The 12,005-nt window shown below is 68.9% G+C and carries 16 protein-coding genes; 12 read left to right on the top strand and 4 right to left on the bottom strand.

Annotated elements, in window-relative coordinates; translation table 11 throughout:
• The 6 genes from VHR41_18995 to VHR41_18970 all read left to right on the top strand — a co-directional run bounded on the left by VHR41_18995 (position 1) and on the right by VHR41_18970 (position 5,428).
• Entirely contained in the window at positions 1-972 is a 972-nt protein-coding gene (locus VHR41_18995; protein HEX3236285.1) for an ABC transporter permease, read from the top strand.
• Positions 969-1,808 carry an ABC transporter permease gene (locus tag VHR41_18990; protein ID HEX3236284.1) on the top strand — a complete coding sequence of 280 codons (840 nt, stop codon included), beginning with the start codon at positions 969-971 and terminating at the stop codon, positions 1,806-1,808. The genes VHR41_18995 and VHR41_18990 overlap by 4 nt, the downstream gene beginning before the upstream one ends.
• Positions 1,805-2,776: an ABC transporter ATP-binding protein gene (locus VHR41_18985; protein ID HEX3236283.1), complete on the top strand. Its 972-nt coding sequence runs from the start codon at positions 1,805-1,807 to the stop codon at positions 2,774-2,776. The genes VHR41_18990 and VHR41_18985 overlap by 4 nt, the downstream gene beginning before the upstream one ends.
• 19 nt (positions 2,777-2,795) lie before the next feature.
• Complete coding sequence (locus VHR41_18980; protein ID HEX3236282.1) at positions 2,796-3,815, top strand: oligopeptide/dipeptide ABC transporter ATP-binding protein; 1,020 nt, start codon at positions 2,796-2,798, stop codon at positions 3,813-3,815.
• A gap of 82 nt (positions 3,816-3,897) precedes the next feature.
• On the top strand, positions 3,898-4,158 hold the full coding sequence (locus tag VHR41_18975; protein HEX3236281.1) for a CsbD family protein: 261 nt from the start codon (positions 3,898-3,900) through the stop codon (positions 4,156-4,158).
• A gap of 850 nt (positions 4,159-5,008) precedes the next feature.
• A complete protein-coding gene (locus tag VHR41_18970) occupies positions 5,009-5,428 on the top strand; it encodes a hypothetical protein (protein HEX3236280.1) in 420 nt (139 codons plus the stop codon).
• An 89-nt stretch (positions 5,429-5,517) separates the two neighbouring features.
• On the opposite strand, the gene VHR41_18965 is transcribed toward VHR41_18970, so the two are convergent.
• Both VHR41_18965 and VHR41_18960 read right to left on the bottom strand, forming a co-directional pair.
• Positions 5,518-5,823 carry a hypothetical protein gene (locus VHR41_18965; protein ID HEX3236279.1) on the bottom strand — a complete coding sequence of 102 codons (306 nt, stop codon included), beginning with the start codon at positions 5,821-5,823 and terminating at the stop codon, positions 5,518-5,520.
• Positions 5,820-6,011, bottom strand: coding sequence for a GDCCVxC domain-containing (seleno)protein (locus tag VHR41_18960; protein ID HEX3236278.1), 192 nt, complete (start codon positions 6,009-6,011; stop codon positions 5,820-5,822). Before VHR41_18960 ends, VHR41_18965 begins: the two co-directional genes overlap by 4 nt.
• Positions 6,012-6,142: 131 nt before the next feature.
• On the opposite strand from VHR41_18960, the gene VHR41_18955 reads away from it, so the two are divergent.
• Both VHR41_18955 and VHR41_18950 read left to right on the top strand, forming a co-directional pair.
• Complete coding sequence (locus VHR41_18955) at positions 6,143-6,937, top strand: PhzF family phenazine biosynthesis protein (protein HEX3236277.1); 795 nt, start codon at positions 6,143-6,145, stop codon at positions 6,935-6,937.
• Positions 6,934-7,281 carry a tRNA-binding protein gene (locus VHR41_18950; GenBank protein HEX3236276.1) on the top strand — a complete coding sequence of 116 codons (348 nt, stop codon included), beginning with the start codon at positions 6,934-6,936 and terminating at the stop codon, positions 7,279-7,281. The genes VHR41_18955 and VHR41_18950 overlap by 4 nt, the downstream gene beginning before the upstream one ends.
• A gap of 16 nt (positions 7,282-7,297) precedes the next feature.
• Here the strand turns inward: VHR41_18950 and VHR41_18945 are convergent, their stop codons facing one another.
• Positions 7,298-7,702 (bottom strand): hypothetical protein, encoded by a 405-nt coding sequence (locus VHR41_18945; protein HEX3236275.1) that lies wholly within the window; start codon positions 7,700-7,702, stop codon positions 7,298-7,300.
• 49 nt (positions 7,703-7,751) lie between these two features.
• Between VHR41_18945 and VHR41_18940 the strand changes: the two genes are divergently transcribed.
• A complete protein-coding gene (locus VHR41_18940; protein HEX3236274.1) occupies positions 7,752-8,576 on the top strand; it encodes a M55 family metallopeptidase in 825 nt (274 codons plus the stop codon).
• A 27-nt stretch (positions 8,577-8,603) separates the two neighbouring features.
• Here the strand turns inward: VHR41_18940 and VHR41_18935 are convergent, their stop codons facing one another.
• Positions 8,604-9,338 carry an antibiotic biosynthesis monooxygenase gene (locus VHR41_18935; protein HEX3236273.1) on the bottom strand — a complete coding sequence of 245 codons (735 nt, stop codon included), beginning with the start codon at positions 9,336-9,338 and terminating at the stop codon, positions 8,604-8,606.
• A gap of 192 nt (positions 9,339-9,530) precedes the next feature.
• Here VHR41_18935 and VHR41_18930 point away from each other — a divergent pair, with 192 nt between their 5' ends.
• The 3 genes from VHR41_18930 to VHR41_18920 all read left to right on the top strand — a co-directional run.
• A complete protein-coding gene (locus VHR41_18930; GenBank protein HEX3236272.1) occupies positions 9,531-10,025 on the top strand; it encodes a heme-binding protein in 495 nt (164 codons plus the stop codon).
• Between the two features lie 11 nt (positions 10,026-10,036).
• Complete coding sequence (locus VHR41_18925; protein HEX3236271.1) at positions 10,037-10,510, top strand: cupin domain-containing protein; 474 nt, start codon at positions 10,037-10,039, stop codon at positions 10,508-10,510.
• Positions 10,510-12,005 (top strand): SMP-30/gluconolactonase/LRE family protein (locus VHR41_18920; protein HEX3236270.1); only part of this gene is annotated, 1,496 nt, incomplete at its 3' end. The genes VHR41_18925 and VHR41_18920, both read left to right, overlap by 1 nt.

Here is a 12,005-nt window from a genome sequence, read left to right as displayed (position 1 = left end):
GTGGGGCGCTGGCTGGCCGGGCGCATACTGCAGGCGCTCGTCACCCTGGTGATCGCGCTGGTGCTCCTGTTCGTCCTGATGCGGCTGGCTCCGGGAGATCCGCTCGCCGGACTCTCGGAGGACCGGCCGCTCTCGCCCGCGGAGGTCGCCTCGGTCAGGGCGCTCTACCGCCTGGACCAGCCGATCACCACCCAGCTCGCCGCCTTCGTGAGCCATCTCGCCCGAGGCGACCTGGAGACCTCGATCCAGTACGGGAGGCCGGTCAGCGCCCTGCTGGCCGAGCGGCTTCCGGCAACGCTCCTGCTGGGCGGCACGGTCCTCCTGCTCAACTTCACCATCGGTATCTGGCTCGGCGCCCGACAGGCGGTTCGCCGTGGCGGGGCCGGCGACGAACTGCTCACGACGCTATCGCTCGCCGGCTACGCCACTCCCTCGTTCTGGCTGGGCCTGGTGCTGGTCTGGCTGATCGGTGTCCGCTGGCGGCTGCTGCCGGCCGCCGGGATGCACGACCCGTTGCTCGATCCTGGCGCGGGGTTCCTGGCCCGCGCGGGTGACGTGCTTCGACATCTGGTGCTCCCGGCGCTCACCCTGTCCGTCGTCAGCATCGCGGGGACCATGCGGCACCAGCGGAGCGCCATGCTCGAGGCGCTTCGCCTGCCCTACATAGTGACCGCCCGGGCCAAGGGACTGTCGGAGGCGGCCGTCACCTGGCGGCACGCCTGGCGGAATGCCTTCTTCCCGGTCCTGACCCTCTTTGGGCTCTGGCTCCCGGTGCTGGTGACCGGCGCGGTGTTCGTGGAGTCGGTCTTCGCCTGGCCCGGCTTGGGCTCGCTCGCGTTCCAGGCCGTGGGCTATCGCGATTATCCCCTCCTCATGGGCGCGTCGCTGCTGGTGGCCGTGCTGGTGGTGCTCGGCAGCCTTCTCACCGATCTCGCCTACGCGGTGCTGGATCCGCGGGTCCGGCTCTCGTGACGGCGATCCGGGATTCGCTCGCGCGGGCATGGGGGACGACGCGAGGCCGAGCCGGGGCGCTGGTGCTCCTGGCGATCGCGGCCGCATCGCTGCTGGGGCCGCTTGCGCTGCCCGACCCTCGGGCGCAACCCGACATCCTGGGCGGCGCCATGCCGCCGAGTCTGGGGCATCCCTTCGGCACCGACGAGCTCAGCCGCGACGTGCTGGCGCGGGTAGTGAGCGGCGGCCGGGTTTCCCTGACCGTGGCCCTGCTCGCGGTGGGGTTGTCGGTCACGCTGGGGGCCCTGGTCGGGCTGGTGGCCGGCTACTTCGGCGGCGGCGTGGATGCGGTGCTCATGCGCCTGGTCGACGGCGCACTGGCGGTCCCGCGGCTCTTCCTTTTGTTACTGCTCCTGGCGGTCTCCGAGCGGGTGCCACTCGGGATCCTGGTGCTGGTGATCGGAACCACGGGCTGGTTCGCCACCAGCCGCCTGGTGCGGGGGGAGATCCTCCGCCTTCGCCACGAGACCTACGTGCGGGCCGCCGAAGCGCTCGGCGCATCGCGGCGCCGAATCCTGTGGCGGCACCTGCTGCCGAATGCCCTGGGACCGTTGCTCGTCGCCGCCACGCTCGGGGTGGGCGACGTGATCCTGCTCGAGGCCGGGCTCTCCTTTCTCGGCCTGGGTGTGCAGCCGCCGGCCCCGTCCTGGGGCGGCATGATCATGGACGCGCGCCAGGTGCTGGTGACCGCACCCTGGGTCGGTATCTTCCCGGGGCTTGCCATCACCATCACCGTGCTGTCGGCCAATCTGTTCGGCGACGCGCTGCGTGACGCCGTGGACCCGCGAGGCGCATGACTCGAGTGCTCCAGGTGGAAAATCTCCGGGTGTCCTTCCCCGACGGCGCCGGTGGCCGCTTCCACCCGGTGGACGGTGTGAGCTTCGAGCTGCGGACAGGCGAGACGCTCGCGCTGGTGGGCGAGTCGGGCTCTGGGAAGAGCCTCACCAGCCTGGCGCTGCTTCAGCTGGTTCCGCCACCCGGCCGGGTCGATCCGGGCAGCGTCATCAGCCTGGGCGAGACGGACGTCCTCGCGCTCCGCGGCGAGGCGCTGCGCCGGATCCGCGGCCGCCGGATCGGGATGATCTTTCAGGACCCGATGACCAGCCTCAACCCGGTCTTCACCGTCGGCGCGCAGATCGCCGAAGGCGTGCGGGCCCACTTCAAGGTGAGTCGAGCCGAGGCGCGCCGCCGGGCGCTCGGGCTGCTCGAGGAGGTAGGCATCCCCGACCCAGAGTCGCGGCTGGATGCCTATCCCCACCAGCTCAGCGGCGGCATGCGCCAGCGGGTGATGATCGCCATCGCGCTGTCTGCGGAGCCCGAGATCCTGGTGGCCGACGAGCCGACCACTGCACTGGATGTGACCGTGCAGGCCCAGATTCTCGAGGTGCTGGAGGCGCTCAGGCGGAGCCGGGGCATGGCCGTGCTGCTGATCACCCACGACCTGGGGATCGTGGCGGGACGGGCCGACCGGGTGGCGGTGATGTACGCCGGGCAGATCGTGGAGGAGGCATCGACCGCGGAGTTGTTCGCCCACCCGTCGCACCCATATACCCAGGGACTCTTCGCCTCGGTCCCGCGCATCTCGGGACCGGTGCGTCGGCTCACGCCGATCGGCGGCAGTGTGCCCCCGCCCACCGCCTGGCCCTCGGGATGCCGCTTCCGCCCGCGCTGTCCGCAGGCCTTCGACAAGAGCGAGCTTCCACCGGAGCTGCTGACCGTCGGGCCGGAGCATCGGATGCGGTGCTGGCTCGCGGACCCCAGTTGAGCCGGAGCCCCACCGCGACATGACTCCCCTGACGACCGCGCCTGAGCCGCTGCTGGTGGTCCGCGACCTGGTGAAGCACTACCACGCCACCGGACTCTTTCGGAAGCAGGCGGCGCCGGTGCGGGCGGTCGATGGCGTCTCCTTCACGGTGGGCCGGGGCGAGACACTGGCGCTGGTGGGCGAGTCCGGTTGCGGCAAGTCCTCGGTCGGACGCACCATTCTGCGGCTGCAGGAGCCGACCAGTGGGAGCGCACGGTTCGAAGACACCGAGGTGTTCTCGCTCGACCGCGTCTCGCTCCGGCTGGCCCGGCGGCGAATGCAGATCATCTTTCAGGACCCGTACAGCTCACTCAATCCGCGCATGTCTGTCGGCGCGGCGGTGGCCGAAGGCATCGAGATTCACCACCTCGCCAGCGGGGCGGAGGTCGGCCGCCGGGTCGCGGCGCTGCTGGCGGAGGTCGGGCTCGACCCGAGCTACGCCCGGAAGTATCCCCACGAGTTTTCCGGCGGGCAGCGGCAGCGCATCGGCATCGCCCGGGCCCTGGCGGTCGAGCCCAGGTTCATCGTGTGCGACGAGCCGGTCTCGGCGCTCGACGTGTCGGTCCAGGCCCAGGTGCTCAACCTCCTCTCGGGCCTGCAGCGGGACCGGGGACTCTCCTACCTGTTCATCGCCCACGACCTGGCGGTCGTGCGGCAGATCGCCCAGCGGATCGCGGTGATGTACCTGGGTCGAATCGTTGAGGAGGGCGCGACCGAGCCGTTGCTCGCCGCGCCACGGCATCCCTACACCGTGGCCTTGCGTTCGGCGGTGCCGGAGCCGGACCCCTCGCTGCGCCGCTCGCGCATCGTGCTCCGGGGCGACCTTCCCAGCCCGTCCAGTCCGCCGTCCGGGTGCCCCTTCCATACCCGATGCTTCCATCCGTTGCGGGATGAGCGTTGCGTGCGCGAGGTCCCCGTGCTCCGGCCCGTCGGAGCGACGATGGCAGCCTGCCACTACGCCGAGCAGACGCCCCTCACGGAGACTCCTCCGACCATCTGAGGGGTGAGGCCGGTCACGGCCGTGAGACCAGCCGTCCGCAAGCTTCCGGGAGAATGGCTCACATCTCTCAGGAGGACGAGTTATGGCGGACGATCGGGGGAAAAAAGACCTCGCGACCGAGGGCGGCAAGGATCGCCTCAAAGGCGCAGCCAAGGTCGTGGAAGGGCGAGTGCGGAGTGCGGTGGGTGGTGCGACGGGTGACACGAGCGAGCAGGTGAAGGGCAAGGCCCAGGAGATCAAGGGCAAGGCCAAGCAGGCGATTGGGAAAGCCAAGCAGCGTATGGATCCCGACCCTGGAGTGTCTGAGTCGGAAGTCGACGAGGACAGAGCGGACCGCCTCTAGAAGCCCTGGCGGACCGCGGCCCTGAGGAGCTCCAACTCCAACCGCAATGCGTCCGACCCAGACAGGCATCCACCAATCGGCCGGCGGCGCCGCCCTGCACGAGGACGGCGCCCCGTCCAACCCCATCTGACGTGGCGTGACTAACTGCGGAGTCGCGTCCTGTACTCGTGCCTTTGCAGCACCTGCTGCACTACTGTCAAAAGCTCAGCTTCCGTGAACGGCTTCCGGAGGGCACGGCGGCGGAGCGGACTCGACTCGAGCAGTCCAGGGTGGCCGGACACAAAGACCACCGGTACCGCGGGTGCATGTTGGGCCAGCCACCCGGCAAGCTCCTCCCCGCCCAGCTTCCTGATTCGAAAATCGGTGATAATCAGGTCAGGCGATCTCCGGAGGCTCCAGAGCATCGTCTTCGCGACTTCTCCGTCGGCGGCAACCAGGGTGTCATAGCCCGCCGTGGACATCGCGCGAACCATGACCAGCCGAGCAGCGCGATCATCGTCGACGAGCAGACTCAGGGGGCGCCTACTCACGGCAGGTGCCACGGCCAGTATCTCGGTTGTCCGGGGAGTACGTCGCAAGGGGAAGGCGAAATGTATCATCGGGCTGGACTCACGGACACCCGGCGCCGTAAGCGGCCCAGGCGGCGGGGCGACGCTCCAGCCGGCACGACCTGATGTCTCGATAGTGGAGAAGCTGGTGGAGAAGTGCAAATGTGTTCGTGACATTGCCAGCTATGGATTGTGACAAGGCGTCCGTACACTTCTGGTCTGTTGGCACTTGCTCAAGCGGCAGACAGAGGATGCCACTTTTCACCTAACGATTCCGCGAGGTCCCTATGGCTCGAGGCGCGTTGTACCGTCTCCTCCCGCCTCTCTCCGCGGCTCTGGCCCTGGCCGGCTGCACCGGGCTGGCCGCCGGTCCCGAAGTAAGCACGACCAGCCCCGCGCCGGTTTCACGGGACTCGGCCTACGTGAGGGCCAAGCGCGCGGCTCAGGCGGAGGGGTTCACGCTCGATGTGCAGGATTCGCTGCGAGGACGGCTCAGCGGGCTCCGCTACCCCAGCGCGAATGCGCGGGTGGGTACTGCCGCCGCGTGCCGGGTCCAGCTGGCGCTCGCGCTGCAGGGCGGCCCGGACCGCACCGACATCGGGTGGAAGAGCCGGTGGATTGCGCCGACCGAAATGGCGTCGACGAAAAGCGGAGTCTGCGAGACCGATCGGACGGAGACCCTGGCCCGCATTGAACAGGTGATCACCCCTCCCCAGCAATAAGCCGGCTGGAGACGCGAGCCGCTGGCTCCTGGTGCAGGAGGACACCGAGCCACTACGACAGCGCCGGCGGAGTCCGGCAGGTCCTGGAGCTAGCGCGACTCGACGGCAACGGCGGGACGAGGCTTCCGGAGCCAGACGTTCCACGCCGTGGCGAGCACGAGGGCGACGGCAGTCGTATCGATGAGGACGCGCGCCGGTGGCCCATGCACGAAGATCACCCCGGCGATGGCGAGCGAGACGACCATCAGCGGCCAGAGGATGGCATCCTGTCGAAGCCAACCCAGACCGACGGCGGCCAATACGCTCACGATCACCGGGACGCCCATGCAGCAGAGCGCCGCGAACACCGCCCCGCACACCCCGACCGTGTCCGTCCAGCGGACGGTCTTGGTCACTTGATCGCCCGCTTAGGTGGGCACGGGGCGGAGCCGTAGGAACAAAAGACGCAGCAGTCACCCGCCTTCGGCCGGATCACCGCCCGGCAGGCGGGGCACTCCCAGAAGAACAGGCAGGCGTCAGTCGGCGCGGTGGCCGCGCTTCCAACCCCGCACACTGGACAATGGAGCGTCGCCTCGTGGGACATGTGGAAGCATAGCCCACTCTCGACGTTCCGTTCAATCTGACCCACTACCGACGGCGCCCTCCCCCTTCACTTCCCTCCAGTCTCATTCTTTACTTCCTACCTGCGATGCCCTCCTTCGCTTCGAGCGCGACATGCCGGGTCAGCCATTCACGCAGGTCGACGCCTTCGCCGACCGGCCGTTCGGCGGCAATCCAGCGGCCGTCTGCCTGCTCTCCGTGGCGCGGGACACGACGTGGATGCAGCAGGTAGCCGCCGAGATGAACTTGGCGGCGACGGCGTTTCTGATCCGGCAGCCGGACGGGTTCGGGTTGCGCTGGTTCACTCCGATCGGTGAGCTCGACCTCTGCGGCCATGCGACCCTGGCCAGTGCGCACGCGCTGTGGGAGTGCGGTCAGCTCCCGCCCGAGGCCATCGCCCGTTTCCATACCCGGAGCGGCGTGCTCACTGCCGAGCACCGCGCCCGCACCATCTGGCTCGACTTCCCCGCCACACCCGCCACCGCAGCCCCGGCGCCGGCCGGACTCAGCGAGGCGCTCGGCGCCCCCCCAGGCTACGTCGGCCGGACGCAGTTCGATTATTTGGTCGAGCTGGAGTCGGAGGCCGTCCTGCGAGCACTGGAGCCCGATCTCGCTCGGCTCGCCAAGCTGCCCGTGCGCGGGATCATCGTCACCGCCACCTCGACTGATCCGGCGCGGCACTTCGTCTCCCGGTTCTTCGCCCCGGCCGCCGGCATTCCCGAGGACTCGGTCACCGGCTCCGCGCACTGCGCCCTCGGTCCATTCTGGGGAGAGCGCCTGGGCGTCAGCGACCTGGTCGGATACCAGGCGTCACGCCGAGGGGGCACCGTCCGGGCCCGCCTGGCCGGTGACCGGGTCCATCTTGGAGGCCAGGCGGTGACCGTCCTTCGAGGCGAGCTGCTCGCGTGACCGGCCAGGCCGGCCCCGACCCGATCGCGGCGTTCCAGACCCTGGATCTGCGGGTTGGACGGGTGCTTCGCGCGGAGCTCAATGAGCGCGCCCGGAAACCCTCCTACAAGCTCTGGATCGATTTCGGACCTCTGGGGCAGCGCACCTCGAGCGCGCAGCTCCGGGCGCTCTATCGGGCGGACGAGCTGGTCGGCCGCCTGGTCATCGCGGCGGTCAACCTGGGAGCCCGCAACATCGCGGGGTTCGCGTCCGAGGTGCTGGTATTGGGGCTGCCTGACGAGGCGGGCGAGGTCGTCCTGCTGAGCGCCGAGCGGGAGGTCCCGCTGGGCGGACGGGTCTATTAGGCGGACGGAAGCGCGCTCACAGAGAGTCGCCCGGGACGGGGCGGACCACCAGGCCGGTGACTTCGCCGTCCTTCGCCAGGCTCCACTCGATCAGCATCCGGTGGCGGGAGCGGTTGAACGAGGCCGTACGCTGGTAGATGTGGAACGGCGCCTCGGTGGAGACCCGCTCGTCGATGGCGCTCTTCTCCCGGCCAAGGCGGGTGACTGCCTGTCCGGCGAAGCTCGCGAGGTCGCCGACGCTTCCGAAGGTCTGACGCATCTCGGGCGAGAAGCGGTCCCACAGCTTCTGATACTCGCTGCCGTAGAGCCAGGAGGTGTAGAGTCGCCCCTGCTCCAGCAGCGTCTGGGGCGGCCGATCACCGCGGACAGTGCACGCCGCGGCGGCCAAGACCAGCACGAGTCCGACATTCCAGCTGCGCATCGCGTGTCCTCACTCAGCCCTGAGCCGGATCACCCCTTCGGGAGTGCCCATGCGGGTCTACATCTCGGTCGATATGGAAGGCGTCGCCGGCGTGGTTCACGAGGATCAGACCGACCCCATCGAGCCGCGACATGCGGGGGAGTATAATCGCTTCCGCCGGTTGATGACGGCGGAAGCGAACGCCGCTATCGAGGGGGCGGTGGCCGCGGGCGCGGCGGCGGTGCTGGTGAACGACAGCCATTGGCTCATGCGCAACCTCCTGGCGGAGGAGCTGCACCCGGCGGCCGAGCTGCTGAGCGGCGGGCCCAAGCTCCACTCCATGGTCGAGGGCATCGACGGCGGCTTCGACGCGGCGCTCTTCATCGGCTATCATGCCCGCGCCGGGACCCACCACGCCGTCATCGATCACACCTACACCAGCCTGGTGCACGAGGTCCGGCTGAACGGGCTCCCGGTGGGCGAGCTGGCCATCAACGCGGCGCTCGCCGGCACCTACGGCGTGCCGGTGGCACTGGTGAGCGGCGACCAGGCGCTCGCGGCCGAGGCCCGTGAGCTGCTGGGCGATGGGATCGAGACCGTCACCGTCAAGCACGCCGTCGGCCAATTCGCCGCGCGGAGCGTGGCCCCGGTCGAGGCCTGCCGGCGCATCCGCGCAGGCACGATCGCCGCGCTCGGCCGGCCGCACCAGCCGTTCCGGCCGACGTCGCCGGTGCGGCTGGAGGTGGAGTTCGCCCTCACTCGGATGGCCGACATGGCCGAGCTGGTGCCGGGCTCGGTGCGGTCTGCCGGCCGCACCGTGGCCTACTCGGACGACGACTTCCGCGAGGTCTTCCGCGCCTGGCGCGCGATGTACAATCTCGCTTCGGTGGAGTGACGCCGCGGCCGCGATCTCGACGGCGGCTCAGCGGGTCCGGGTCGCCTGCTGCTCCCTCTGCTCCTCCGGCACTCGCTTCCACCGGGTGATCTCCGTCATCCACCCCTGGTCCTTCCGCCGCTCGAACGACGCCCGCAGGTAGGGACTGGCCTTGTGCAGCTCCAGCGCCTCCGGGCTGCGCCAGACCTCCAGGCGGAGGAACTCCCCCGGTCGATCGGCTGACTGATACAGGTCATACCCGAGGTTCCCGGGTTCTCTCCTGGTAGGAGGGGTCAGTGACAAGAGCTCCCGTTTGATCTCGGCTTCCTTCGCGGGCTTCCCCCGGATGACGGTGACCGCAGTCAGCACGTCGGCCGAACCCTGCGGAGCCTGGAACGCCTGGGCAGCGGACCGCGCGTCTCCCGCCTTGAGCTCCACCAGAATGCCGTGCGCGTCGGTGTCGCCGATGTTCTCCGAGGCGTGGGTGACCGCCTCGCTGTAGAGCACGTCACCGGCCTTGGCCACACGTACGGCGCTGTGCCCGTCCGGAAAGGTGAACCGGATCCTGAACGGGGTCACGACGTACACCACATGGGCCGGATGCGAATGTGACGCTTCCTTGGCCCCCTTGCGCAGCCGGAAGTCGAGCACCCGCACCCGTTCGTTCTCCACGATGACCGTGTAGTTCTCCGGATAGCGCGGCAGCGGATCCTGGGCGTGCGCGGAGGAGATCACCCGCACCAGCGTCGCCAGGGCCAGCGCTGCACTTCTCTTCCACGGCATCGCGCACCTCCACGTCAGGGTATCGGCCCTCCGCCGCCGGACCGCGGCGCTCGGCTTCGCGGGTGTAATGCCGCGAGGGCGCGGGAGGTTTCCTGCTCTCCCGCTCGTCCAGTCCGGGAACCAACGACGGCGTGGCCGCATTAGAGCGCGTGTCACCCCGCATCGATGTCCCCTGCAAAGGAGAGCCGGTCCATGAGATTCCGCGGATTCTGCCTGGTAGCACTGGCGCTGTTGGCCGGAGCCGGCCGGACGTACGCGCAGACCACCATCAGCAAGAAGACCCTCACGCTCGAGGGGGCCAAGGTCATTGCGGCCGCGGCGGTCGCGGAGGCGAAGAAGGGCAATGAAGGAGCGTCGATCGCCGTGGTGGACGATGGCGGCAACCTGATGTACCTGGAGCGGCTCCAGCCGACCTTCCCGATGGGCGCCACCATCTCCACCGAGAAGGCACGCACGGCGGCCCTGTTCCAGAAGCCGAGCAAGATCCTGGAGGATGCGATCGTGGGTGGCCGGACACCGCTGCTCAATGTCTGGTCCGCTCCGCTCAACGGTGGCGAGCCCATCGTCGTGGAGGGCCAGGTGGTCGGAGCAGTGGGCGTGAGCGGTGCGTCCAGCGCCGCCCGGGATGCGGCGATCGCGGTTGCCGGCGCCGGCGCGCTCGGCACCAAGACCAGCGCGACCAGGTGAGGGCGCCCACCATGCGATCTGCTCTCCTCGCCGCGATGACTGTCCTGGCGGCGCTGCCGCTGGGCGTCGCCCGCGCGCAGTCGGACGACGCGAGCGTCCGCTACATCGGGCACGATGACGTCACGGCCGCCTTCGCCAGAGGCAAGCCGATGATCGAAGTGGGCGACTACAAGATCCACGCGAGCCGGCGGGAAGGCGCCGGGCTGGTCGAGGTCCACACTCGTGACACCGACATCGCCTACGTCTTGCAAGGATCGGCGACCCTGGTGACCGGCGGGACAGCTATCGGCCTCAAGGAGATCGGCACCGAGGAGTTCCGCGGCAGCGCCATCGACGGCGGGGACACCCGCCAGCTCAATCCCGGCGACGTCGTGGTCATCCCGAACGGCACGCCGCACTGGTTCAAGCAGGTCAAGGCACCGTTCCTCTATTACGTCGTGAAAGTGCGTCAGGCGGACCGTCAGACGACCGCGGGAGCGATGTGATGCCGCGCCCCACTCCCGTGCCTGCGTGGGCAACGGCCGCCCTCCTGGTGGCCCCGGCCCTCGCGATGACCGCGCCGTCGCCGGCCGCGGCACAGGCGACGGTGGACCTGCCCGTGGTGCTCCCGGCCGCGGTGGTCGACCTCCGCACGGCCGAGGGTGCGGCGCTGGTCCAGGCGCAATGGCGCTACAGCGACGTCAAGGTGATCGAGGTGGATCATCACGCCCCGGGACCCGATCTCAGGCCATCGGGGCCGCCCAACCGCACCAACGACATCACGCCGCACGCGGAGGCGGCGGACTTCGACGATTCCGGCTGGGAGGCGATCGAGCCGGCGGCGCTCGAGACCCGACGGTCGAACGGGCGGCTCGCCTTCAACTGGTACCGGACCAGGATCACACTGCCCCGTACGGTCGGTGGGCTCGGCATCACCGGTGCCACCGTGGTATTCGAGCTGGTGATCGACGACTACGCCGAGATCTGGGTGGACGGGAAGCTGCCGCTGGTGCTGGGTCAGACCGGCGGCCAGCTCATCAAGGGCTTCAACGCACCCAACCGCGTGGTGCTCACCCGTGATGCGCGCCCCGGCCAGCAGATCCAGCTCGCCGTGTTCGGGATCAACGGGCCGGTCTCCAGTCCGCCGGTGAACTTCATCTGGGTCCGCTCGGCGACGCTCGACTTCTACCGCCCCGGCCAGGTGGGTGCTCCGGTGGCCACCCGGGCCAAAGTGATCCGGCTCGACCCCTCGATCGATCGCATCGTGCCCAGCGGTGCGGCGATCGAGAAGCTGGCGGGTGGATTCCAGTTCATTGAGGGGCCGGTCTGGCACCCGGACGGTTACCTCCTCTTCAGCGACCCCAACGCAAACACGATCTACCGCTGGACCCCGGATGGCGCAGTCTCGGTGTTCCGCAGCAAGAGCGGCTACAGCGGATTCGATATCGGCGAGTACCACCAGCCCGGCTCCAACGGGCTCACCTTGGACCGGAACGGCCTGCTCACGATCAACGAGCATGGCAACAGGCGGGTGACCCGTTTGGAGCGGACTGGCAAGATCACGGTGCTCGCTGACCGCTACGACGGCAAACGGCTCAACAGTCCCAACGACCTGGTGTACCGCTCGGACGGCACACTCTACTTCACCGATCCGCCGTTCGGCCTGCCGAAGGGGTTCGACGACCCGAAGAAAGAGCTGCCGTTCAGCGGCGTCTACATGGTGAAAGACAGCCAGGTGACCTTGCTGACCAAGGAGCTGACCGGCCCCAATGGCATCGCCTTCTCGCCCGACGAGCGCTACCTCTACGTCGATAACTGGGACCTCAAGCGCAAAGTGCTCATGCGCTACGAGGTGAACCCGAATGGGACGATCGCGAACGGAAAGGTGTTCTACGACTTCACCAAGGATCCCGAGATGGTTGCACTGGACGGCATCAAGGTGGATCAGCAGGGCAATGTGTACGTCTCGGCGCCCGGCGGAGTCTGGATTTTGTCACCCGC

The organism is Gemmatimonadales bacterium, from assembly GCA_036265815.1.
Taxonomy (GTDB): Bacteria; Gemmatimonadota; Gemmatimonadetes; order Gemmatimonadales; family GWC2-71-9; genus CAVVWJ01.
Note: the sequence above shows the minus strand (reverse complement) of the source record. Positions and strands in the feature narration are given on the sequence as shown.

What these genes read in the sequence shown, in the direction of transcription:
- VHR41_18985 (HEX3236283.1), top strand. Translation starts at nt 1,805, where the DNA reads ATGACTCGAGTGCTCCAGGTGGAAAATCTCCGGGTGTCCTTCCCCGAC.
- VHR41_18980 (HEX3236282.1), top strand. Translation starts at nt 2,796, where the DNA reads ATGACTCCCCTGACGACCGCGCCTGAGCCGCTGCTGGTGGTCCGCGAC.
- VHR41_18975 (HEX3236281.1), top strand. Translation starts at nt 3,898, where the DNA reads ATGGCGGACGATCGGGGGAAAAAAGACCTCGCGACCGAGGGCGGCAAG.
- VHR41_18960 (HEX3236278.1), bottom strand. Translation starts at nt 6,011, where the DNA reads ATGTCCCACGAGGCGACGCTCCATTGTCCAGTGTGCGGGGTTGGAAGC.
- VHR41_18955 (HEX3236277.1), top strand. Translation starts at nt 6,143, where the DNA reads ATGCCGGGTCAGCCATTCACGCAGGTCGACGCCTTCGCCGACCGGCCG.
- VHR41_18945 (HEX3236275.1), bottom strand. Translation starts at nt 7,702, where the DNA reads ATGCGCAGCTGGAATGTCGGACTCGTGCTGGTCTTGGCCGCCGCGGCG.
- VHR41_18940 (HEX3236274.1), top strand. Translation starts at nt 7,752, where the DNA reads ATGCGGGTCTACATCTCGGTCGATATGGAAGGCGTCGCCGGCGTGGTT.
- VHR41_18935 (HEX3236273.1), bottom strand. Translation starts at nt 9,338, where the DNA reads ATGCCGTGGAAGAGAAGTGCAGCGCTGGCCCTGGCGACGCTGGTGCGG.
- VHR41_18930 (HEX3236272.1), top strand. Translation starts at nt 9,531, where the DNA reads ATGAGATTCCGCGGATTCTGCCTGGTAGCACTGGCGCTGTTGGCCGGA.
- VHR41_18925 (HEX3236271.1), top strand. Translation starts at nt 10,037, where the DNA reads ATGCGATCTGCTCTCCTCGCCGCGATGACTGTCCTGGCGGCGCTGCCG.